The 22,405-nt window shown below is 71.7% G+C and carries 21 protein-coding genes; 10 read left to right on the top strand and 11 right to left on the bottom strand.

Features of this window, described 5'->3' with window-relative positions; genetic code table 11:
• Positions 1 to 88: 88 nt before the first annotated feature.
• Positions 89 to 2,161, top strand: coding sequence for a SpoIIE family protein phosphatase (locus ACFYZE_RS21295; protein ID WP_388996174.1), 2,073 nt, complete (start codon positions 89 to 91; stop codon positions 2,159 to 2,161).
• A gap of 47 nt (positions 2,162 to 2,208) precedes the next feature.
• Positions 2,209 to 3,069 (top strand): Fpg/Nei family DNA glycosylase, encoded by an 861-nt coding sequence (locus ACFYZE_RS21290; protein WP_388996171.1) that lies wholly within the window; start codon positions 2,209 to 2,211, stop codon positions 3,067 to 3,069.
• A gap of 41 nt (positions 3,070 to 3,110) precedes the next feature.
• Here ACFYZE_RS21290 and ACFYZE_RS21285 read toward each other — a convergent pair whose 3' ends face one another.
• From ACFYZE_RS21285 to ACFYZE_RS21245, 9 genes are all read right to left on the bottom strand, one after another.
• Positions 3,111 to 3,770, bottom strand: coding sequence for a zf-HC2 domain-containing protein (locus tag ACFYZE_RS21285; protein ID WP_388996169.1), 660 nt, complete (start codon positions 3,768 to 3,770; stop codon positions 3,111 to 3,113).
• Between the two features lie 159 nt (positions 3,771 to 3,929).
• Positions 3,930 to 4,445 (bottom strand): hypothetical protein, encoded by a 516-nt coding sequence (locus ACFYZE_RS21280; protein WP_388996165.1) that lies wholly within the window; start codon positions 4,443 to 4,445, stop codon positions 3,930 to 3,932.
• Positions 4,446 to 4,581: 136 nt separating this feature from the next.
• Complete coding sequence (locus ACFYZE_RS21275) at positions 4,582 to 5,130, bottom strand: sigma-70 family RNA polymerase sigma factor (RefSeq protein ID WP_388996162.1); 549 nt, start codon at positions 5,128 to 5,130, stop codon at positions 4,582 to 4,584.
• 134 nt (positions 5,131 to 5,264) lie between these two features.
• On the bottom strand, positions 5,265 to 6,689 hold the full coding sequence (locus tag ACFYZE_RS21270; protein WP_388996159.1) for an amino acid permease: 1,425 nt from the start codon (positions 6,687 to 6,689) through the stop codon (positions 5,265 to 5,267).
• Between the two features lie 95 nt (positions 6,690 to 6,784).
• Complete coding sequence (locus tag ACFYZE_RS21265; RefSeq protein ID WP_388996156.1) at positions 6,785 to 7,246, bottom strand: universal stress protein; 462 nt, start codon at positions 7,244 to 7,246, stop codon at positions 6,785 to 6,787.
• A gap of 260 nt (positions 7,247 to 7,506) precedes the next feature.
• Entirely contained in the window at positions 7,507 to 8,226 is a 720-nt protein-coding gene (locus tag ACFYZE_RS21260) for a class F sortase (protein WP_388996153.1), read from the bottom strand.
• 52 nt (positions 8,227 to 8,278) lie between these two features.
• Positions 8,279 to 8,845, bottom strand: coding sequence for a hypothetical protein (locus ACFYZE_RS21255; protein ID WP_388996150.1), 567 nt, complete (start codon positions 8,843 to 8,845; stop codon positions 8,279 to 8,281).
• A gap of 241 nt (positions 8,846 to 9,086) precedes the next feature.
• Positions 9,087 to 9,851 carry a DUF4239 domain-containing protein gene (locus ACFYZE_RS21250; protein ID WP_388996147.1) on the bottom strand — a complete coding sequence of 255 codons (765 nt, stop codon included), beginning with the start codon at positions 9,849 to 9,851 and terminating at the stop codon, positions 9,087 to 9,089.
• A gap of 16 nt (positions 9,852 to 9,867) precedes the next feature.
• Positions 9,868 to 10,461, bottom strand: coding sequence for a hypothetical protein (locus ACFYZE_RS21245; protein WP_388996144.1), 594 nt, complete (start codon positions 10,459 to 10,461; stop codon positions 9,868 to 9,870).
• A 297-nt stretch (positions 10,462 to 10,758) separates the two neighbouring features.
• On the opposite strand from ACFYZE_RS21245, the gene ACFYZE_RS21240 reads away from it, so the two are divergent.
• The 3 genes from ACFYZE_RS21240 (at position 10,759) to ACFYZE_RS21230 (ending at position 14,994) form a co-directional block, all read left to right on the top strand.
• Complete coding sequence (locus ACFYZE_RS21240; protein ID WP_388996141.1) at positions 10,759 to 11,709, top strand: SCO0930 family lipoprotein; 951 nt, start codon at positions 10,759 to 10,761, stop codon at positions 11,707 to 11,709.
• A 319-nt stretch (positions 11,710 to 12,028) separates the two neighbouring features.
• Complete coding sequence (locus ACFYZE_RS21235; protein WP_388996138.1) at positions 12,029 to 12,841, top strand: SAM-dependent methyltransferase; 813 nt, start codon at positions 12,029 to 12,031, stop codon at positions 12,839 to 12,841.
• On the top strand, positions 12,838 to 14,994 hold the full coding sequence (locus ACFYZE_RS21230) for a putative bifunctional diguanylate cyclase/phosphodiesterase (protein ID WP_388996135.1): 2,157 nt from the start codon (positions 12,838 to 12,840) through the stop codon (positions 14,992 to 14,994). Before ACFYZE_RS21235 ends, ACFYZE_RS21230 begins: the two co-directional genes overlap by 4 nt.
• Positions 14,995 to 14,998: 4 nt before the next feature.
• Here the strand turns inward: ACFYZE_RS21230 and ACFYZE_RS21225 are convergent, their stop codons facing one another.
• The gene (locus ACFYZE_RS21225) at positions 14,999 to 15,862 is read right to left on the bottom strand and encodes a LysR family transcriptional regulator (RefSeq protein ID WP_388996132.1); all 864 of its coding nucleotides are present in this window, start codon (positions 15,860 to 15,862) and stop codon (positions 14,999 to 15,001) included.
• Between the two features lie 122 nt (positions 15,863 to 15,984).
• Between ACFYZE_RS21225 and ACFYZE_RS21220 the strand changes: the two genes are divergently transcribed.
• Positions 15,985 to 16,875, top strand: a complete 891-nt coding sequence (locus tag ACFYZE_RS21220) for an NAD(P)H-binding protein (RefSeq protein ID WP_388996130.1) — start codon at positions 15,985 to 15,987, stop codon at positions 16,873 to 16,875.
• A gap of 12 nt (positions 16,876 to 16,887) precedes the next feature.
• Here ACFYZE_RS21220 and ACFYZE_RS21215 read toward each other — a convergent pair whose 3' ends face one another.
• Positions 16,888 to 17,772 (bottom strand): LysR family transcriptional regulator, encoded by an 885-nt coding sequence (locus ACFYZE_RS21215; RefSeq protein ID WP_388996128.1) that lies wholly within the window; start codon positions 17,770 to 17,772, stop codon positions 16,888 to 16,890.
• A 119-nt stretch (positions 17,773 to 17,891) separates the two neighbouring features.
• Between ACFYZE_RS21215 and ACFYZE_RS21210 the strand changes: the two genes are divergently transcribed.
• The 4 genes from ACFYZE_RS21210 (at position 17,892) to ACFYZE_RS21195 (ending at position 22,280) form a co-directional block, all read left to right on the top strand.
• Positions 17,892 to 18,563 (top strand): succinate dehydrogenase, encoded by a 672-nt coding sequence (locus ACFYZE_RS21210; RefSeq protein ID WP_388996687.1) that lies wholly within the window; start codon positions 17,892 to 17,894, stop codon positions 18,561 to 18,563.
• Position 18,564: 1 nt separating this feature from the next.
• Positions 18,565 to 20,523, top strand: a complete 1,959-nt coding sequence (locus ACFYZE_RS21205; protein ID WP_388996126.1) for a fumarate reductase/succinate dehydrogenase flavoprotein subunit — start codon at positions 18,565 to 18,567, stop codon at positions 20,521 to 20,523.
• Positions 20,520 to 21,269, top strand: coding sequence for a succinate dehydrogenase/fumarate reductase iron-sulfur subunit (locus ACFYZE_RS21200; protein WP_388996122.1), 750 nt, complete (start codon positions 20,520 to 20,522; stop codon positions 21,267 to 21,269). The genes ACFYZE_RS21205 and ACFYZE_RS21200 overlap by 4 nt, the downstream gene beginning before the upstream one ends.
• 240 nt (positions 21,270 to 21,509) lie before the next feature.
• Positions 21,510 to 22,280, top strand: coding sequence for a GNAT family N-acetyltransferase (locus tag ACFYZE_RS21195; protein ID WP_388996119.1), 771 nt, complete (start codon positions 21,510 to 21,512; stop codon positions 22,278 to 22,280).
• The last annotated feature ends 125 nt before the right edge of the window (positions 22,281 to 22,405 follow it).

Raw genomic sequence — 22,405 nt, 5'->3', positions numbered from 1 at the left:
CTCGGCCGTACCGGGGCGCCGGGCCGTGGTCCGGACGACCGAGCCGGCAGAAGTCGAAGAATCCGGCAATCCCTGGCATGGTGGCCCCATGGTTGATCGGGGAGGGAGCACCCTGTCACTCCCGGAGGACTGGCCCGCCCACCCGGATCCGATCCTGGCGCTCAACCGCATGGGCAGCTTCGACTGGGACCTGGACACCGGGCTGTTCCACATGGACGCCCGGGCCCACGAGATCTTCGACGTACGCCCCGAGGAATACGACGGCCGCCCCGAGAGCCTGCGGTCGCACGTTCCGCCGTCCGAGGGCCGCCGTGTCGACGCCCTGGTGTCCCGGGCCATCAAGGACGGCAGCGAGAACTACGGCACCTACTTCCGCGTCCGCTGCCGCGACGGCACCCTGCGCTGGACCCACACCCAGGGATACATCCGGCGCGACGAGACGGGCCGCCCGCGCCGGATCATCGGCATCGTGCGTGACGCCACCCAGGAACTGCGCGACGGGCTGGCCCGCAGGGAACAGCTGGCCCAGGACGAGGCGCTGCGCCGGCAGACCGACATCGTCGAGTCCACCACCGCCGCGCTCGCCCACGCCCGTACCGTCCAGGACGTCATCGACGTCCTCAAGGACAGTCACGGCCTCACCCACCTGGGTGCGGCCAGCCTCGTCATGGGCCTGGTGGAGGCGGGCCGCATCCGGATCGTCGCCGAGGGCCCCGAGGGCAGCTCGGTGCCCGGTACCCGGGTCACCCGCGTCGACGAGGCGTACCCGATGAGCGAGGTGGTACGGACCCTCCGGCCGCGGTTCATCGAGTCGCCGGAGGAGTTCGCCGAGCGCTACCCCGTCCTGTGGCCGCACCTGACGGACCTGCGCATCACCTCCGCCGCCTATCTGCCGCTCGTCGCGCAGGCCCGCCCGATCGGCGCCATGGGCCTGCTCTACGACGACCGGCGCGGCTTCACCCCCGACGACCGCAACGTCCTCGTCGCGCTCGGCAGCTGCATCGCGCAGAGCCTGCAACGCGCCATGCTCTACGAACAGGAGAAGGACCTCGCCCAGGGCCTCCAGCAGGCGATGCTGCCGCGCTCCATCCCCAGCGTGCCCGGCGCCGACGTCGCCGTCCGCTACCGCTCGGCGTCCCTCGGCCGGGACATCGGCGGCGACTGGTACGACCTGATCCCGCTGCCCGGGGACCGGGCCGGCGCCGTCATCGGTGACGTACAGGGCCACGACACCCACGCGGCCGCCGTCATGGGCCAGCTGCGCATCGTCCTGCGCGCCTACGCCGCCGAGGGCCACCCGCCCGCCACCGTGATGGCGCGCGCCTCCGTCTTCCTCAAGGAGCTCGACACCGAACGCTTCGCGACCTGCCTGTACGCCGAGGCCGACCTGGCCACCGGAGTGGTGCAGCTGGTCCGCGCCGGCCATATCGATCCGCTGCTCAGACTGTCCGACGGCGCCTGCCGGCGGCTGCCCGTAGAGGGCGGCCTGCCGCTCGGGCTGTCCGCCGAGTTCGGCCGTCTGGAGTACCCGGTCACCACGGTGGAGCTGGACCCCGGCCAGACCCTGGTGCTGTGCACGGACGGCCTGATCGAAGAGCCGGGCGCCGACCTCGACGAGGGCGTGCACACCCTTCAGGAGCTGGTATGCAGCGGCCCGGGCGATGTGCGCGACCTCGCCGACCGGCTCATCGACGTGGCCGAGGAGCGGGGCGGCGACGACGACGTGGCCCTGCTCCTTCTCCGGCGCCGGGGGCTCACCCGGCGGTCCGGCGACCGCCTCCGGCAGCACGTCCCGCCAGGTGACCCGGAAGCCCTCACCGCCGCCCGCCACATGATCCGCGCCGCCGTGCGCACCTGGGGCGCCGGCGAGCGCTCCGACGAGATCGAACTGGTCGCCGACGAGCTGATCACCAACGTGCTCGTGCACACCGAGGGCACCGCCGTCGTCACCCTGCGGGTCCTCACCGGCCACGCCCGCCGCTTCCGCCTCGAGGTCGAGGACGCCTCCAGCGCCCTGCCCCGCCGCCGGGACCCGGGCGAGTCGGAGGTCTCCGGCCGGGGCCTGCTGCTCGTCGACCGGCTCGCCGACGTGTGGGGCGTGGAGGCCCGCGGCGGCGGCAAGGTCGTATGGGGCGAGTTCACCGTCCAGGAACGCGGCTGACCGACGCGACGGGTGGCGACGCCGGTGGCGGGTGGCACCCTGGACACATGCCGGAACTGCCCGAGGTCGAAGCGCTCAAGGACTTCCTCGCCGACCGTCTCGTCGGCCACGAGGTGGTCCGGGTCCTGCCCGTCGCGATCAGTGTCCTGAAGACGTACGACCCACCGGTCACCGCCCTCGAGGGACGCGAGGTCACCGCCGTCGGCCGGTACGGCAAGTTCGTGGACCTGGACGCCGGCGGACTGCACTTCGTGACGCACCTGGCCCGGGCCGGCTGGCTCCAGTGGAAGGACCGCCTGCCCGACGGCGCACCCCGCCCCGGCAAGGGCCCGCTCGCGCTGCGGGTCGCGCTGGAGACCGGGGAGGGATTCGACCTGACGGAGGCGGGCACCCAGAAGCGGCTCGCGGTGTACGTCGTCAGTGATCCGCTCCAGGTGCCGGGCATCGCCCGTCTGGGTCCCGACCCGCTGGCCGACGGCTTCGGCGAGCAGCGCCTCGCCGAGCTCCTCGCGGGCGAGCGGCGCCAGATCAAGGGCGCACTGCGCGACCAGAGTCTGATCGCGGGCATCGGCAACGCCTACAGCGACGAGATCCTGCACGCCGCCCGTATGTCCCCGTTCAAGCTGGCCTCGTCGCTGTCGCCGGAGGAAGTGCACGGCCTGTACGACGCACTGCGCACGACGCTTTCCGAGGCGGTCGAGCGTTCGCGCGGCCTGGCCGCCGGACGCCTGAAGGCGGAGAAGAAGACCGGCCTGCGGGTCCACGGCCGCACCGGGGAGCCCTGCCCGGAGTGCGGCGACACGATCCGCGAGGTGTCCTTCAGCGACTCCTCGCTGCAGTACTGCCCGACCTGCCAGACGGGCGGCAAGCCGCTGGCGGACCGCAGACTGTCCCGGCTGCTCAAGTAGGCAGACTCTCCCGGCTGCTCGAGTGGAGGGGGCAGCGCCGGTCAGCGGGCCTTCAGCGTGACCAGGCGCTGTCCGTCCCTGGTGCGCACATCGAAGTGGTCGATCTGGTCGGACCGCATCCCCGTGCCGCCCTGGAGCGTGGTCGGCTCCCCGTCCTCCGCGGGATCCATCCAGCTCGCCACCGTCTGCTCCGAACCGTCCTTGCCGACCGCGACGAGCCGGCAGGGATGCGGCCCCGACTGGTCCTTGACCGTCACGTCGATCTGACTGCCCCAGACCTCGTCGTGCGCGGTGACCTGCGCCCATACGCCCGTGTCCGGGTCGGTCGCGGTCATGGCCGTCGCGGTGGTGGACGACGAGCCGTGCCCGGCGACGAGCGCCGTCGTCGGCCCTCCGACCGCGAACACCACGGCCGCCGCGACCGCGTACAGCCACCGCCTGCGCCCGCTGCGGTGCTTGGTCGCCACCTCGTCGAGCAGCCGCTCCAGCAGCCGGGGCCCCGGCGCCGCGAAGGGGTGCACGGACCGCGGGGTCGCCCTGCGGTAGAGCATCAACTGACGTGCGGCGGGGCGGAACTCCGTCACGTGCGCCGTGCACGTCGGGCACTCCATGAGGTGGTCCTCGAAGCGGAAGGCTTCCGCCTCGTCCAGCACGCCCAGCGCGTAGGCGCCGACGTCGCGGTGGCGTTCCAGGGACCTCATACCAAATCCTCAGGGCCGGTGAGCGGGGTGGGGGTGGTGCTGCTGTCGCCCACCGGTACGGACCAGGCGGCCGAATCACTCAAGGCCGTTACCGAATCGCGGCCAAGAGAGGCATTCGGAGCCGCCGGGCCGGCGGATTGGTCGTCCCGGGAAACTTCTTCAGAAGAGATGGATGGCGAGATGTCCCAGAGGGAGCCCCAGCTGCCAGGCCGGCGTCCACACCTTGGGGCCGTCGTCCTCGGCGACCACCGGGCCGCCGCCGGGCACGGCGTCCAGATCGGGGGCGAGCAGCTCGGTCTCCTCCAGCCAGCGCCAGGCCGCCGTGGCCAGCTCCAGGTCCGGTGCCGGGCCGCCCGACCGGGCCGCTTCCGCGGACACCTCCGCCATCCGCTCGCACACCCAGTCCTGCCAGGGCTGGTCGTACGCCGTCAGCGAAAGCCAGGTCTCCAGCTGCGAGACGACCCGGATGCGGGAGAGCTCGCCACCGGTGTCGGACAGGAAGATCGTCAGCGCCAGGGCGTCGCGCCCGGCGCGGAACTCGAAGGACGTCGGCGGCATCAGGTCGCCGGTCCGCAGCAGTTCGTCCGCGATGTACTCGGCGTACAGCCATGCCATGGGGACGGTCAGTTCACCGCCGTCGGTGCCGTCCGTGCTCTCGTGGCCTCTGTGCAGCATCCCTTCCTGCCTTCCTCCGGTGCGTGCGCGTCGCCCGAGACTCGGGCCCCAGTCCGCAACACGGATGAGGCAAGCCCATTGCTCAACCATGGTCCGCAGCAAGGCGCTTTACGAAGGCTTGACCATGGCTTCGGTTTCACCGCAGGTCCGCCGCGTATCCCGGAAGGACCCGGCGCAGGGCGCGCAGGGCGTAGTACGCACGGGACTTCACAGTACCGGGCGGAATCCCCAGGGTTCGGGCGGCCTCCGCCACACTGGCCCCGCGGAAGTACACCTGCACCAGCACTTCCCTGTGCTCGGGAGTGAGTGTCTTCACAGCCTGCCGCACGTCGAGCGTCGCGGCGGCCCGTTCGGCGTGGTCGGCGATCACGCGGGCGTTCTCCGGGACGGCGTCCCCGACCTCGGCGGGACGGGCCTGACGCGCCCGCTTGGCGTCGATGGCGAGCCGCCGGCCGACGGTGAGCAGCCAGGGGCGCACGGAGTCGAAATCGGGCGCGCGCAGCGCTTCGGGGTGTTGCCAGGCGCGTACGAACGTCTCCTGCAGGAGATCCTCGGCGCGCTGACGGTCACCGTCCGAGAGCCTGAGCAGCAGCGCGAAGAGGGGACGGCCGTGCTCGCGCTGCAGCTCGGCCAGCTCGTGCTCGGCGGTCGTCCCGGTGGTGGGGGTGGTGCTTCCGGCCGTCATGGGCGTATGGCAACGCGCCGTCGTCCGCCGGGACAGGGCCGGGACGGCGCGGTGCGGTGGGCGGTCGCTGTTCGTCGGTGAACGGTGCGGTGAGCGGTCGACCGGAGAGGCGTGCGGGACCTCCCGGAGCCGGCTCAGGGGTTGTGCGGGGCCTTGGCCAGCTCGGAGCGCCGGTAGGAGTAACCGAAGTAGACGATCTGGCCGACCAGGAACCACACGGCGAACCGCACCCATGTCTCCCACCGCAGGAATGTGATCAGCCAGAGCGAGAAGACCACGCCCGCCGCGGGGAGGAACGGCATCCACGGCGTGCGGAAGGTGCGCGGCAGCTCCGGCTGCCGGTAGCGGAGCACGATCACCGCCGTGCACACCACGACGAACGCCAACAGGATCCCGATGTTGGTCAGTTCGGCCACCTGCGCGATCGGCAGGAACCCGGCGATGAGGGCCGAGGCGATCCCGACGATCCAGGTCACACGGGTCGGGACGTGACGCGTGGGATGCGTCTTGGCGAACCACGAAGGCAGCAGTCCGTCGCGCGACATGGAGAACCACACCCGGGTGACGCCCAGCATGAACGTGAACATGACGGTGAGGATGCCGATGATGGCCCCGACCGCGATCACGTCCGCGAGCCCGCTGAGGCCGACCGCCTTGAACGCGCTGGAGAAGCCGCTCTCCTTGTCGATGTTCTGGTACTTCTGCATACCCGTCAGGACCAGGCAGGCCGCCACGTACAGCACCATCGAGATCGCCAGCGAGTAGACGATCGCCTTCGGCATGTGGCGCTGCGCGTCCTTGGACTCCTCCGCGGCGGTCGACATGGCGTCGTAGCCGAAGACCGCGAAGAACACGGTCGCCGCACCGGTGAACGCGCCGCCGACGCCGTAGGGGAAGAACGGACGGTAGTTGCCGCTGTCGATGTGGAAGACGCCGACACCGATCACCAGCAGTACGACGAGGACCTTCAGCGCCACGACGAACGTCTCGAAACGGGCCGCGTTGCGGATGCCGAGGTTCAGCAGGTAAGCGATCAGCAGGCACAGCACCAGCGCGAACAGGTCCACCCGGTGCCCGGCGCCCGTGCCCGGCGCCCCCAGCATCCACGCCGGCAGGTGCGCACCCATCTCGCCCACGAGGAAGCCGAAGTAGCCGGAGATGCCGATGGCGACCACCGCGACGATCGCCGTGTACTCCAGCAGCAGGTCCCAGCCGATGAACCAGCCGGCGTACTCGCCGAGCACCGCGTAGCCGTACGTGTAGGCCGATCCCGCCTTCGGGATGAGCCCGGCGAACTCGGCGTACGACAGGGCGGCGGCCGCGCTCGCCAGGCCCGCGATCAGGAACGACACCAGGACCGCGGGTCCGGCGGTGCCGTTCGCGACCGTGCCGGCGAGGGTGAAGATGCCGGCGCCGATGATCCCGCCGACGCCGATCGCGGTCAGCTGCCACAGGCCGAGCGAGCGCTCGAGCCGGGTGCCCTCGCCGACCTCCGTCTCGTCGATGTGCTCGATGGGTTTGCGGCGGAGAATTCCCTCGCCCTTACGGAGTCCGGCCATGAGCCTCACCTCTTCGCGGACCTCTTCGCGGACGGCAATGCGCTGGCCGGATCATCACGGCGCGGCCCCACCGGGGAGGGAAGACGGCGACGCCCCTACGGTACGACTGTCACGGGCCAGCGGCCCGCCTTCACCAGGCGGATCGCCACCGAGCCGACGATGCGGTGGCCCGCCTGCTCGGAGGCGCCGACCACGACGGCGTCCGCCTTCAGCTCCTCGGCGGCCTTGACCAGGCCGTTGTACGGGTCGCCGCGGAAGGTGTGGAACTCCCAGCGCACGTCGAATATGCCCTTCACCCGCTCGGCGGCCTCACGGATCTGGGCGACCAGTTCCCCGGCGATCCGGTCGGTCGTCTCCGCCACTGGAACGCCGAGCGCCGCCCCGGCCGCCATCACCGGCTGCACGTACACGACCGCGAGGAGCGCGTGCTGCCGCCGGGCGAGACCGCCGGCGTAGGCCGCGGCCCGCAGCGACGAGTCGGAGCCGTCCACCCCGACGAGGATGACCTTGGGACCGTCCGTGCCCCGCTCGAACTGGTGCGAGTGCTGTTCCGTCACATGGGCGAGGCTATCGGAATCCGCAGCTCCGGGCCGTTGCGGCCGGGGATCACGGCCGGACGTGAGCTCAGGTCCGTACATGCGGGTAGGTGGGTCCCATGGGGTGATTCCCGTCGCCGTGGTCGGTGTTGCGCGGCCGCGCAACACCGATCCGCGCGACTGATGAATCATGCGTTCCTACTGGACGCCGGCTGCCACCTCACCGTGCCCGGGAGGCGGTCGACCTGAGCACGCTGCGGGGCACGTGCGCCCGTCCCCGCTCAGCGCACGGCGACCATCCGGGCGAACACCACCACGTTCCCCGCGTAGTTCCCGTCGACGAACTCTCCCCCGCAGGTGATGACCCGCAGTTCCGGGGCCCCCTTGTTCCCGTAGACGTGGTCACCGGGGAAATGGGCCTTGTCGACGACCTCGTTGCCGTAGACCTCGAACACGGCGGTCCTGCCGTCCTGGCGCCGGACCTCGATGTGATGGCCCTTTCCCAGCGCACCGAGCCCGTAGAAGACGGCCGGCCCCTCACGGTTGTCGACATGGCCCACGATCACGGCCGTGCCCTTCTCGCCGGGTGAGACCGCGCCGGTGAACCAGCCCGCCAGGTTCGGATCCTCGGGCGGCGGGGCGGCCACCCAGCCGGACGCGTCCAGGCCCACCGGTATGGCGGGGGCGTCGATCTGGAGCGCCGGGATGCGGACGCGCTCGACCGCGGAGTACGGCAGCGGATCGGGCGTCTCCGAGACGCTGGAGCCCGAGCCCGAGCCCGAGCCCGAGCCCGACCCCGAGCCCAAGCCCGAGCCGGACCCCGCCCCAGAGCGGGAGTCGGGGGCCGCAGCCTTCGCGGGCTGGGGAGGGCCCACAGGGGACTCGCCCGAACCGTTCCGCACCAGGGCGAGACCCGTCAGCAGCACCAGCGCGATCACGCCCCACGGGGCGCCCTTGCGCTGGCGCCCCGCTCCTCCTTCGCCCGGCCCGGACGCAGACATTCGCCATCCCCTCCGGCGCCGCCGTCTCGCCGCGCCGTTCACGCAGTGACGGTCAAGAAGAGGTGCTGCCGCGGGTGCGGCGGCGCGTGAGGTGCCAGGCCGCGCCGACCGAGACCAGGACGAGGGCGGCACCGAGGCCGGTCTTCTTCAGGTCGAAGCCGCCGATGCTTCCGCCCTCACCGGCGTGCACGCCGTGCTGGGGCCGCTCACCGCGCCCGTTCCCGCGGCGGGAGTCCTCGTCCCCCGACTCCTCGTCTCGGTCGTCACGCCCGGCGGTCATGACGAGCTGCCGGTGGCCGGCCTGGTGGCCGCACTGGAACAGCACGTCGAACGTTGTGCCGGGCAGGGCGTCCCGGTCGACCCTGACCGTGGCCGACTTCCGGCCCTTGGGGATGGTGACGTCGTCGTCGAAGGCGCCCGAGAAGACCTTGGCGTCCCCGTTGCAGCCCCGCACCGGCAGGTTGATCCGCCCGCCGGGTGCGACCGCGGCCGGTTCCAGGTTGTAGGAGAAACTCGAGTGGCCGGCGTCCCCGCCTCGGGCGACGGCCGTCGTACACGCCGTGAGGGCCAGGGCACTGACGCCCAGCACTGCGGCCGAAGCGAGGCGAATCGCGCGCATGGTGAGCCTCCAGGTCTCCGAGGAGCCGTGCCGCGGACCTGTTCCGCTTGCGTCGGAAATGCACCTCGTTGCCCGAAACGCTAAGAAATGGGATGGCTGGGCGCGATCGCAGTAGGGCGAATGGGGTACGGGTGTGTGCCGCCCAGGGGAGGCGCGGCGGCGCAGGGGGCGGGCGCGAAGGGCGCCCGCCCCCTTGAGGGCTCGGGTGGATCACCCGCCTCCTTGAGGGCTCCGGACCCCGTCAGCCGTGCAGCTGGGGGAACAGCGCCAGGAACGGCTCCGAGGAGGCCGAGACGCCCCGGCTGTAGGGCGCGTCGAAGTCCCAGATCAGGAAGAGCAGGAAGGCGATCAGTGCCGAGAAGAGCCCGGCCAGGACGAGTTCGCGGGCCGTACGCCGGATCTGCAGCGCGAACACCATCCCGATGGTGACCACCGCCCCCGCGATCAGCCCGAACCACACCACCGGCGGCATCGTCGAGCCGGTGGCGCCGGCACGCGCGTTGCGCGCAGCGTCGGCCGCCGTCACCTGGTCCACGAGCGGCTGGTACGCCTGCGCCTCGTAGTCCGTCTTCGGGTGGTAGTCGGTGACGTCCTGACGGATCCGCTGGAACAGCTCCTGGCCGCGGGCGGTCACCTCGCCGTGATCGGCCATGACCTTCCACTCGGTGGTGACGACATGACCGACATAGGCGTTGACGTCGGCGCGGACGCGGTCGCGGACGTCGGCCGGATAGACCCGGACGCGCTGCGAGATCTCGTGCAGCGCCTGCGCCTCGGCCTGCACATGGTCCTGGGCGGCGCTGCGCGCCTCCCACACCCCGGCGATGGCCAGGCCCAGCACGATGGCGTACACCACGCCGATCCACATCGTCATGTACTCGATCACGTCCGGGGTCTCGGACGGGTCCTCGTCCACGGCGGCCGTACGGGCCCGCAGCAGGGTCACCACGACCACGACGGCGCACGCGGCCGCCATCGCGAGGGTGAGAACAAGCCATTCCGACAACAGGTGCCTCCAGAGATCAGCGCGGACGCAGCGCGGCGATGGCGAACACCGCGGGCGCGACGATGAGCAGGGTGAACGTGAGCGGCGACGGTCCGTCATGGGGCGGCCGTGGGTGGGACACGGGGTGGTGGGCCGGATAGTGCACCGCGGTCGGTGCGGGGTGCGGGCTCGGCCCGGGCGGGGGCGTCGGGGACGGCGTCGGTGTGGGGGAGGGGATGCGGACGGGGACCGGGGCGGGTCTCGGGACCGGGCGCGGGACCGCGGGCAGGGCTCGCGGTGGCGGGGGCGGCGGGACGGGCTTCGGTGTGGGGTGCGGCCGCGGGGGCGGCGGTGGCTCGGGCGGCGGCTTGGGGGCGGGCGTCGGAGTCGGGGTCGGTGTGGGGCTGGGCGGCGGCGTGGGGCTCGGGCTCGGTGCGGAGCACGGCGGCGTGGGCCAGAGGTCGCCGCCCGCGACCGCCACCGCTTCCGTGCCGCCCGGGCCGGTCGAGGCGTACGCGCACGCGTCGGCCGACGCCGCCCCGGCGGGAACGCCGACGAGGAACCACGCCAGCGTCACCAGGGCCAACCCCCGGGTGACGAGGGCTGTTCGGGGCCGTTGGGGTCGTTGCACGACCGAGATCATCGGCTTCACCGCGCCCCCGCACGCCCGGGCCCCGGCGAATTGCCCCGAAGGGGGGAGATCCGTCTTCGTGGCGTTTCGGCAACCGCGCCCGATCCGCGCCGAGTTGGGCACATCCGTGCGAGGGGTGCCGGGGGCGGGGCGGGACGGTGGCCGGAAACGCGTCACAGGTTCCGGAAAGAAATTCCCGGCCCGATTGAACACACCGGGCACTCCCGCCCGTACCCATGACCACACAGCGGCGCACAGAGGACGCTGCAACACCGAAGCTGACAGCGGGAGTTGAGAATGAAGACATCCTGGCGGAGCGCCTCCCTCGTGGCGACCGCTGCCGCCGTGCTGGCGCTCACGACGGCGTGCGGTTCGCAGAGCGGCACCCAGTCGGCGGGCAGCCAGAACGTGGGGGCCACCGCTCTCCCGGGCGGCCTGGGTTCCAGCCCCTCCCTCCCCGGAAACGGCTATGGCGCCGACTCCACCGCCGCGCCGAGCGCCTCCGCCTCCGCGGGCGGGCAGTCCGCGGGTCAGCTGGCCGTCGTCGACAACGCGAAGCTCGGCAAGATCGTCACGGACGGCGCGGGCTTCACCCTCTACCGCTTCGACCAGGACACGGCCGAGCCGCCGAAGTCCTCCTGTGACGGCGACTGCGCGAAGACGTGGCCGCCGGTCCCCGCCGAAGGGGCCACCGTCGCCTCCGGCATCGACACCTCCCTGCTGGGCGAGGTCACCCGCTCCGACGGCACCAAGCAGCTCACCATCGCCGGCTGGCCGATGTACCGGTACGCCAAGGACACCAAGGCCGGTGACGTCAACGGCCAGGGCGTCAAGGGCACCTGGTTCGCGACCGCGCCCACCGGCAAGAAGGCCGGTGCCGCCCTGCCCGGCCTGTCGGTCCGCAACGACCCCAAGCTCGGCCCGATCGTCGTCGACAAGAACGGCATGACGGTCTACCGCTTCCTGAAGGACAAGGCCTGGCCCGAGCCGGTGTCGAACTGCACCGGTGCCTGCCTGGAGAAGTGGCCCGTCGTCGCCCCCGTCTCGGCCGACGACACCAAGGGCGTCAAGAAGAAGGGCCTCATGGGCTTCACCCGCCCCGACGGCGCCAAGCAGATGACCGTCAACTGCTGGCCGATCTACACCTTCTCCGGCGACAAGGCCCCCGGAGACACCAACGGTCAGGGTGTGGGCGGCACCTGGTACGCCGTCTCGCCCGACGGAAAGCCGGTCGGCGCGCCGAAGTAGAGATCACACCTCCCCAGGGTCGATCGACCGCCTCACCCAGTCAGCGACGGAAACGCGGAAGGGAGTGGACACACAAGCCGGACGAACGGGACACAGGCGCGCACGACCGGGTCCACCCCCTCCGCACCGCACGGAGGGGGTGGGCCCTTCGGTGCGGGCGGCGCGGGCGGCGCGGGGCTCAGGCCTCCACGGAAACACCACGTCGTGACCGGGAACGGACGGTCAATTTCCGTTTCTGCTCGCTCCGTTGGCGGACGATCAGTAGCCTCAGCTCGAACACCGGATCGCCTACACCGTCGTCAACGCCTTGGAGAGCTGCATGGAGCGCCCCGCCTGGGCCCCTCGGAGCATCGACATCTCCGTGCCGAGTGTCGCCCGCATGTACGACTTCTACCTGGGCGGCTCCCACAACTTCGAGGTCGACCGCGAAGCGGCGCGCAGGGCCATGGAGTACATGCCGGGGCTTCCCAAGATCATGCAGGCGAACCGGGCGTTCATGCGCCGCGCCGTGCGCTTCGCCGTCGCGGAGGGCATCACCCAGTTCGTCGACATCGGCTCCGGTATCCCGACCTTCGGCAACGTCCACGAGGTGGCGCAGCAGGCGCACCCGGGCGCGCGCGTGGTGTACGTCGACCACGACCCGGTGGCGGTCGCGCACAGCCGCGCCGTCCTCCAGGGCAACGAGCACGCGGACGTCGTCGCGGCCGACATCCGCAAGCCCCACGACATCCTGGCGAGCCCTCAGGTGGAGCGACTGATAGACCGGAACCGGCCAGTCGCGCTCCTTCTCGTTGCCATACTGCACTTCGTGGAGGACACGGACGACCCCTACGGTGCGGTGGCAGAGCTGCGCGACGCGCTCGCGCCGGGCAGCCTGCTCGTTCTCACGCACGCCTCGTACGAGGGGATCCCGCTGCCGAAGGAGCGGGCCGACGGGGCGGTCGACGTGTACAACACCATCCGCAATCCGCTGATCATGCGCTCGCGCGACGAGATCGCGCGGTTCTTCGAGGGGTACGACATGGTGGAACCCGGGCTGGTGCCGATGCCGAAGTGGCGGCCCGACACGGCACCCGAGGACGAGGACCCCTATTCGTTCGCGGGGTTCGCCGGCGTGGGGCGCTCCGCGTGACCGCGGGACCGGGTGGACCGGGTGGACCGGAGGACAGACTGCGCAGGTTCGCGACGATCTGGAGCCGGGCCGTCTACCCGGTGACCTCGACGTCGCTGACCCGGCCGGAGTTCGAGGAGCGACTGCTGCCGCTGGCCCGGCAGTTGAGCGAGGCGCTGCGGGCCAGGGTGTTCGACGCCGCGGCGGCCAAGGGGATCGGCGCGGCGCTCATCGACGCGCACTGCACCGACCCGGAGGCCCTCAGCCGCACCCTCGACTGCGTCGACGCCTACCTCGTGCTCTACTGCGGCGACCCGGACGCCGCCGCGGAGGCGCAGGAGGCCCGGCGCACCCGCTGCTCACGGTTGCAGCACGCCATGGCCGCCGGGTTCGCGGCGGCGCTCAAGGAGCGCACGCTGGCCGAACAGGAGGCCATCGCGCAGGCAGCCCTCACGGCCCAGGGCGAGGTGGCCGAGGCCCTGCACGCCACCGAGGCCCGCTTCCGCGCGGTCTTCGAGGGCGCCGCCATAGGCATCGGCATCGCCGACCTCGACGGCAACGTCCTCCAGGTCAACGGCGCCCTGCTGCGCATGTTCGGCGGCTCCGAGCAACTGGTGCGCGGCCGCAACGTCGCCGAGTGGACCCATCCCGACGACGCACCGCAGGTCTGGCGCCTGTACGACGAACTGGTGCGCGGCGAGCGGGACCACTACCACGTGGAGAAGGCCTTCTACCGGCCTGACGGAACGGTCCTGTGGACCAACCTCACGGTGTCCCTGCTGCGGGACGCCGACGGCAACCCGCAGTACCAGCTGGCCCTCATGGAGGACACCACCGAGCGGCGGCTGCTGAACCTCCGCCTGCGGTACGAGGCCACGCACGACGCGCTCACCGGCCTGCCCAACCGGACCCTGTTCTTCGAGCGGCTGGAGAAGGCCCTGGCGGCGGGGGAGGGCCGGCGGTTCGGCCTGTGCTACCTCGACCTGGACGGCTTCAAGACCATCAACGACAGCCTCGGGCACGCGGCCGGGGACCGGCTGCTCGTCGAGGTCGCCGACCGGCTGCAGGCCTGCGCGACCGGTCCCGGAGAGATGGTCGCGCGCCTCGGCGGTGACGAGTTCGTGGCGCTGACCACCGGGCCCGACACCGAGCGCGGTGTCGACGAGCTCGCCGGGCGCATCATGAACGCGCTGGTCACCCCGATCAGCGTCGACGGGCGGGAGCTGACCGTGCGCGGCAGCATCGGCATCGTCGAGGGCCCGGTCGGGGAGCGCGGCCCGGCGGAGGTGCTGCGCAGCGCGGACATCACCATGTACCGGGCGAAGTCGGCGGGCGGCAACCGCTACGAGCTCGCCGACCCCGAGGCCGACGCCCGCACCATCACCCGGCACGGACTGACCACTGCGCTGCCCACGGCCCTGAACCGGGGCGAGTTCTTCATCGAGTACCAGCCGCTGGTGCACCTCGGCGACGGCAAGGTGCACGGCGCCGAGGCGCTGGTGCGCTGGCTGCACCCGCAGCACGGGGTGCTCGGCCCCGACCGTTTCATCCCGCTCGCCGAGCGCACCGGGCTGATCGTGCCGCTGGGCCGCTGGGTGCTCGAGGAGGCGGTACGGCAGGCCCGCGCCTGGCAGGAGAGGCAGGACCAGCCCGGCCCGCTCCGCATCAACGTCAACCTCTCGCCCTGCCAGCTCACCCACCCGGGACTGGTATCCGACACCGTGGAGATCCTGGAGCGGGCCGGCCTCGAGCCGGACGCGCTCTGCCTGGAGGTCACGGAGTCGGCGCTCATCGGCGCGGACGACGATCTGCTCAAGCCGCTGCGCCGGCTGGCCGAGATGGGGGTGGACATCGCCCTCGACGACTTCGGCACCGGCTACTCGAACCTCGCCAACCTGCGCCGGCTGCCGGTGCGGGTCCTCAAGCTGGACCGTTCCTTCACCCAGAGCATGCAGCAGTACCCGGCGGACCCGGTCGACCTGAAGATCGTCGAGGGGATCGTCTCCCTGGCCCACAGCCTCGACCTCGCGGTCACGGTGGAGGGCGTGGAGACCGGCGCCCAGGCCGAACAGCTGCGGATGATGGGCTGCGACACGGCCCAGGGCTGGTACTACGCCCGCCCCGGCCCGCCGGAGCGCCTGCACGAACTGGCTCTGGTGGACGCGACGGGCTGAGCCGTCACGGTCGTACGTCCGGTACGTCCCCGGCGCGTGCCCGTACGGCCTCGGCCACGGAGACGGCGGCCCGGATCAGCGCCGCGGTGGCCGTCGAACGGGACTGCTGCGGCCAGGCGATGGACAGGACCGCGGGCGGCGCGTCCTCGACGGGGCGGTAGGCGACACCCGGGCGCGGGTACCGGGCGGCGACGGAGGCGGGCAGCAGGGTGACCAGGTCGCCCAGTGGGATCAGCGTGAGCAGTTGGGCGAGATCGCGGCCCTCCCGCCGTATCCGGTCGATGAATCGGTCCAGGTCGCCGGGGCGCAGGCCGAGGTCGGCGAGACCGAGGCGGTCTCTGGAGGCCAGCGGGTGCGCCGCGGAGAGGACGGCGACGCGCGGCTCGGCGAACAGCGTCTCGACGTCCAGGCCGGTGCGGTCGAACGGCTCGTGGACGAGTGCGGCGTCGGCCTCGCCCAGGCGCAGCAGCCGTGGCTGTTCCTGCCATCCGCACAGCCGGACCGTGACGGGCACGGCCCCGGGTTCGGCCGCGACGCGTTCCAGGATCGGCTCCAGCAGTCCGGCATCGCCGTCGGCCTTGACGGCCAGGACCAGCTTCCTCTCCTGGGCGGCCGCGCGTTGCGCCCGTCGAGCGGCGGCCTGCAGGGCGTCCAGCGCGATCCGCGCCTCCTCGAGGAGCACCTCGCCGGCCGGGGTCAGAGCGACGCTGTGCGTGGTCCGCTCGAACAGGGTGACACCGAGCTCCGCCTCCAGTTGCCGGATCGCACGGGACAGGGGCGGCGGGGAGATGCCCAGCCGTTCGGCCGCGCGGGCGAAGTTGAGTTCCTCGGCGACGGCGACGAAGTAGCGCAGCGGACGGGACTCCACGGTTCCCCCTCCCGGTATTGCCTTGAGGGTAACAACCGGGAGCGAACCGGTCCTTCAGTTCCGGTGGGCCGGGGAGCAGTCTCGATCACGTCTTCCGAACCCGTGACTTCCCGGAGATTCCCATGATTCTCGTCACCACCCCGACCGGACAGATCGGCAGCCGGGTCCTCGACGCCCTCCTCGACGCGGGGGACAAGCCCGGGCCGATCCGGGTGATCGTCCGCGATCCCGTGCGCCTGGCCCCGAGCGTCCGCGACCGCGTCGAGGTCGTCCGGGGATCGCACGCCGATCCCGACGTCGCCGCCAAGGCGTGCGCGGGCGCCGACCGGGTGTTCTGGCTGGTGCCCCCGACACCCACCGCCCACAGCGTCGAGGGCCACTTCCTCGACTTCACCCGGCCGCTCGTCGAGGCGATCGAGAACCAGGGCGTCGGGCGCGTCGTCGCCGTCTCCACCCTGGGCCGCGGGGTCGCCGAGAAGGCCGGACAGATCTCGGCCTCGCTGGCCATGGACGACCGCATCCGGGCCACGGGCGTCCACCACCGGGCGCTGTGCCCGCCGTTCCTGATGGAGAACCTGCTGCACCAGGCCGAGTCGATGCGCAGCGGGGGCGTGTTCTCCCTGGCGGCCGACGGTGACCGGGTGCTGCGCACCTGTACCACCCGTGACGTGGGCGCCACCGCGGCGCGGCTGCTGCTCGACGCCTCCTGGACCGGCCAGGCGGATGTGCCGCTGGTCGGCCCGGACGAACTGACCCCCGAAGGCATGGCACGGATCGTGTCCGAGGTGCTGGGCAGGCCCGTCCGCTTCCAGCGGATCAGCGCCGAGGACCACAAGGCGACGCTCCTGCGTCACGGCGCCACCGAAGCCTGGGCGCAGGGCCTGGCCGACATGGTGCGAGCACTCGACGACCAGGGCTTCTACGGCGCCGCCGAGCCGAGCACCCCCGACACCGCGCCCACCTCCTTCCGCCGGTGGTGCGAGGAGGTGCTCAAGCCGGCCGTGCTGGGCTGAGCCGGTCCCGCCTCACCGCTCCAGCAGCATGCGCTGCAGCTCCCTCGCGGCCCGGGGCGGAGCCACATCGCTGCGGTGGGCCAGGGCGATCGTCCGGTGCAGTCCGGGCCGGGCCAGCGGGGTCACCCGCAGCCCGCGCCCGGAACGGGTGGCGACCATCCGTGGGACCACGGCCACGCCCAGGCCCGCCCGCACGAAGCCCAGCACCGCGTCCATCTCGCCGCCCTCCACCGCGAAGACCGGCTCGAAGCCCTCGGCGCGGCACGCCGCCACGGTGAGTTCCCTCAGGTCGTAGCCGTGCCGGAACATCACCAGGCGCTCGCCCTCCAGGTCCGCGATCCGGACCGTGCGCCGACCGCCGCCGGGACGTGGCGCGTCCGGGGAGGACACCACCACCAGGTCCTCGCGCAGCAGCTCCACCGTGGTCAGGGCGGGGGAGGGGGTGGGCAGCGGCAGCACGATCAGCGCGAGGTCGAGGGCGCCGCGCGCGAGCTCCCGTACGAGGTCGTGGGAGCCGCCTTCCTCGATCAGCAGCCGGATGCCGGGGTAGCGGTCGTGGAAGGCGCGCAGCACATCCGGCAGCAGGCCGGTGCACAGGCTCGGGGTGGCGCCCAGGCGGACCCGGCCGCTGCGCAGCTGCACCAGCTCCTGCACCTCGTGCCGGGCCGTGTCCGCGTCGGCCAGGATCCGGCGGGCCAGCGGCAGCAGCGCCTCCCCGGCATCGGTGAGCGTGATGTTGCCCCGCGCCCGCAGGAACAGATCCGCCCCCAGCTCCCGCTCGAGCGCCCTGATCTGCTGCGACAGCGAGGGCTGGGCGACATGGACCAGCTCCGCGGCCCGGGTGAAGTGCCGGGTCTCGGCGACGGCCACGAAGTACTGGAGCTGTTGGAACTGCACCCTTCCATCATAGTTGCGGCCTATCGAAACGAGCCGGACCATGTCTTGGACCGATGAGGAGCTTCGGACCTAGCGTCATGGGCATGGCTCTGGCAACGCGGACGGACCGACGGCCGTCCATGGCGCGCACCGTGTGGGACTCGACCGTCGGCAAGAAGACGGTGATGGCGGTCAGTGGCGTGATCATGCTGCTGTATCTGGTCGTCCATCTGTACGGGAACCTGAAGGTGTTCTTCGGGCCCCAGGCGATCGACGACTACGCCGTCTGGCTCCGCGACGTCGGTCAGCCGTTCATGCCCCACATGTGGACGATATGGCTGGTGCGTGCCGTGCTGGTGGCCGCCGTCGTGGCCCACGCCGTCTCCGCGTACCAGCTCAGCCGGCGCGACATCAAGGCCCGTCCCAGCAAGTACGTGCACAAGAAGCCGCGGGCGACCTACGCCACGCGCACCATGCGCTGGGGCGGGGTCATCCTCGGGCTGTTCATCGTCTGGCACATCCTCGACCTGACCACCGGCACCGTGCACCCCGGCGGCTTCCAGGACGTCCACCCGTACGAGAACATCGTCGACACCTTCTCCACCTGGTACGGCAACGTCATCTACATCGTCGCGATGCTGGCGCTCGGCCTGCACATCCGGCACGGCTTCTGGAGCGCCGCCCAGACCCTCGGCGTCGGCAGCCGCACCCGCGACCGCGCCCTGAAGACCGTCGCCAACGTCCTCGCGCTGCTGCTCACGGCCGGATTCATCTCCATTCCCGTGGGCGTCATGACCGGAGTGGTGAGCTGACATGACCGACTACGTGAACTACACATCCGGCGACCCGCTCGTCGACGGCAAGGCCCCCTCCGGCCCCATCCACGAGCGCTGGGACAGGCGCCGCTTCGAAGCCAAGCTGGTCAACCCCGCCAACCGCCGCAAGCACACGGTCATCGTCGTCGGCACCGGCCTCGCCGGCGGCTCCGCGGGCGCCACCCTCGCCGAACAGGGCTACCACGTCGTCCAGTTCTGCTACCAGGACTCCCCGCGCCGCGCCCACTCGATCGCCGCGCAGGGCGGCATCAACGCGGCGAAGAACTACCGCAACGACGGCGACTCGATCCACCGGCTCTTCTACGACACCGTCAAGGGCGGCGACTTCCGCGCCCGCGAGTCCAACGTCCACCGCCTGGCGCAGATCTCGGTGGAGATCATCGACCAGTGCGTGGCGCAGGGCGTGCCCTTCGCCCGCGAGTACGGCGGCCTGCTCGACACCCGCTCCTTCGGCGGCGTCCAGGTCTCCCGCACCTTCTACGCCCGCGGCCAGACGGGCCAGCAGCTTCTCCTCGGCGCCTATCAGGCGCTGTCGCGGCAGATCGCCGCCGGGAACGTCGAGATGCACCCGCGCACCGAGATGCTCGACCTGATCGTCATCGACGGCCGGGCCCGCGGCATCGTCGCCCGCGACCTGATCACCGGCAGGATCGACACGTACTTCGCGGACGCCGTCGTACTGGCGAGCGGCGGCTACGGCAACGTCTTCTACCTGTCGACGAACGCCATGAACTCCAACGCGACCGCCATCTGGCGGGCGCACCGGCGCGGCGCCTACTTCGCCAACCCCTGCTTCACCCAGATCCACCCGACGTGCATCCCGCGCACCGGCGAACACCAGTCCAAGCTCACCCTCATGAGCGAGTCGCTGCGCAACGACGGGCGGATCTGGGTGCCCAAGGCCAAGGGCGACAACCGCCCGCCGAACGAGATCCCCGAGGACGAGCGCGACTACTACCTGGAGCGCATCTACCCGTCCTTCGGCAACCTGGTCCCGCGGGACATCGCCTCCCGCGCCGCGAAGAACGTCTGCGACGAGGGCAGGGGAGTGGGCCCCGGCGGCCAGGGCGTCTACCTCGACTTCGCGGACGCGATTCGGCGCATGGGCCGGGGGGCCGTCGAGGCCAAGTACGGCAACCTCTTCGACATGTACCAGCGGATCACCGACGAGGATCCGTACGAGGTGCCGATGCGGATCTACCCGGCCGTGCACTACACCATGGGCGGCCTGTGGGTCGACTACGACCTGCAGACCACCGTCCCGGGCCTGTTCGCGATCGGCGAGGCCAACTTCTCCGACCACGGCGCCAACCGCCTCGGCGCGTCCGCGCTGATGCAGGGCCTGGCCGACGGCTACTTCGTCCTCCCGGCGACCATCAACGACTACCTGGCCCGCAACCCGCACCGGCCCGATGAAGACGCCGTCACCGCCGACCACCCCGCCGTGCAGGAGGTGCTGGCCGAGACCGAGGACCGGCTGAACCTGCTGCTCTCCGTCGACGGCGACCGTACCCCGGACTCCTTCCACCGCGAGCTCGGCGAGCTGATGTGGGAGTTCTGCGGCATGGCGCGCAGCGACGCCGGACTGCGCAAGGCCCTGGAGCGGATCCCGCAGATCCGTGAGGAGTTCTGGCGGCGGATCAAGGTGCCCGGCACCGGCGAGGAACTGAACCAGTCGCTGGAGAAGGCCAACCGCATCGTCGACTACCTGGAGCTCGCCGAGCTGATGTGCCTCGACGCGCTGCACCGCACCGAGTCCTGCGGCGGCCACTTCCGCGAGGAGTCGCAGACCCCGGACGGCGAGGCCGCCCGCAAGGACGACGAGTTCTCCTACGGGGCCGCCTGGGAGTTCACGGGTACGGGCCAGGCCCCGACCCTCCACAAGGAAGACCTGGTCTTCGAGTACGTCCACCCCACCCAGCGGAGCTACGCATGAAGCTCACCCTGCGCGTCTGGCGGCAGAAGAACGCCGACGCCGACGGCGCCATGTCCACCTACGAGGTGGACGGCGTCTCGCCCGACATGTCCTTCCTGGAGATGCTGGACGTCCTCAACGAACAGCTCATCCTCTCCGGCGAGGACCCCGTCGCCTTCGACCACGACTGCCGCGAGGGCATCTGCGGCGCGTGCAGCCTGGTGATCAACGGTGACGCGCACGGCCCCGAGCGCACCACCACCTGCCAGCTGCACATGCGGTCCTTCAAGGACGGCGACACCATCGACGTCGAGCCCTGGCGGGCCGCCGCCTTCCCCGTGGTCAAGGACCTGGTCGTGGACCGCTCGGCCTTCGACCGGATCATCCAGGCCGGCGGCTACGTCACCGCCCCGACCGGCTCCGCGCCCGAGGCCCACGCCACGCCCGTGCCCAAGGCGGATGCCGACTACGCCTTCGAGCACGCCGAGTGCATCGGCTGCGGCGCCTGCGTCGCCGCCTGCCCCAACGGCGCGGCGATGCTGTTCACCTCGGCCAAGATCAACCACCTCAACGTCCTGCCGCAGGGCGCGCCCGAGCGGGAGACCCGCGTACTGGACATGGTGGCCCAGATGGACGAGGAGGGCTTCGGCGGCTGCACCCTCACCGGCGAGTGCGCCACCGCGTGCCCGAAGGGCATCCCGCTGGTCTCCATCACGAACATGAACAAGGAGTGGCTGCGGGCCACCCGCAAGGTGGCCAAGCGGTAGGGCCGCCCTCACACGAGACGTTCGCCGGCAGGGTGCGGACGGGCGGGACCGGGTGTGGTGCTCAAGACCCGGTCCCGCCAGGCACCGTCCGGGCACCCCTGGCATTCAACAACCTCACACCCGCTCTCCCTTCGTGGGTCACGCGCAGGCCAACCGGCATCGGAAGAACAGGAGCGCGCAGACCGAACCGCTCACGTCTGCGGCCGCACCGCCGAACCGGCCCGTGACCAGGAGAGAGCCATGACCGGCGTTTCCACCCTCGCCAGCCCCCCGCCGCCGCTGGCGCCCACCCGCTACACCGTCTCCCTCGCCCGTGACGAGGCCGACGTCCGGGCCGCGCAGCGGCTGCGCCACGACGTCTTCGCCGGAGAGATGGGCGCCCTCCTGTCCACCCCGCAGCCCGGCCTGGACATCGACCCCTTCGACGCGTACTGCGACCACCTGCTCGTGACGGACACGGTGACCGGCCAGGTCGTGGGCACCTACCGGCTGCTGCCCCCCGAGCGGGCCGCGATCGCGGGGCGGCTGTACTCGGAGGGCGAGTTCGACCTCGGCCCGCTCGCGCCGATCCGCTCGGGACTCGTCGAGGTGGGCCGCTCCTGCGTCCACCCCGAGCACCGCGACGGGACGGTCATCGGGCTGATCTGGGCCGGCATAGCCCGCTACATGGTGGACGGCGGCCACGAGTGGCTGGCCGGCTGCTGCTCCCTGCCGCTCGCCGACGGCGGTGCCCTCGCCGCGGCCACCTGGGAGCGGGTAAGGGCCAAGTACCTGGCGCCCGAGGAGTACCGGGTACGGCCGCTGCTGCCCTGGCGCCCCGAGACGCCGGCCCCCGAAGGGCACGCCGAGCTGCCCCCGTTGCTGCGGGGTTACCTCCGCCTGGGCGCCTGGGTCTGCGGGGAGCCCGCGCACGACCCGGACTTCGGGGTTGCCGACCTGTACGTGCTGCTGTCGATGCGCCGGATCAACGCGCGCTATCTGCGGCACTTCCTCTCGCTCGTCCCGGCGTGATGAACACCCCCCGGACCGGAGTGACGAACGTGTCCCGTCCCGGCTCTGCCCTGCGACCGCGCCGCGGCACCTCGTTCGCCAGCACGACGGCGCTGCAGGCCCCGTTGGCCGTGCCCAGGCCGCGA

Source organism: Streptomyces sp. NPDC001796, assembly GCF_042892355.1.
GTDB lineage: Bacteria > Actinomycetota > Actinomycetes > Streptomycetales > Streptomycetaceae > Streptomyces.
The sequence above is the reverse complement of the archived record's forward strand: the minus strand, read 5'-3'. Positions and strand labels throughout refer to the sequence as shown.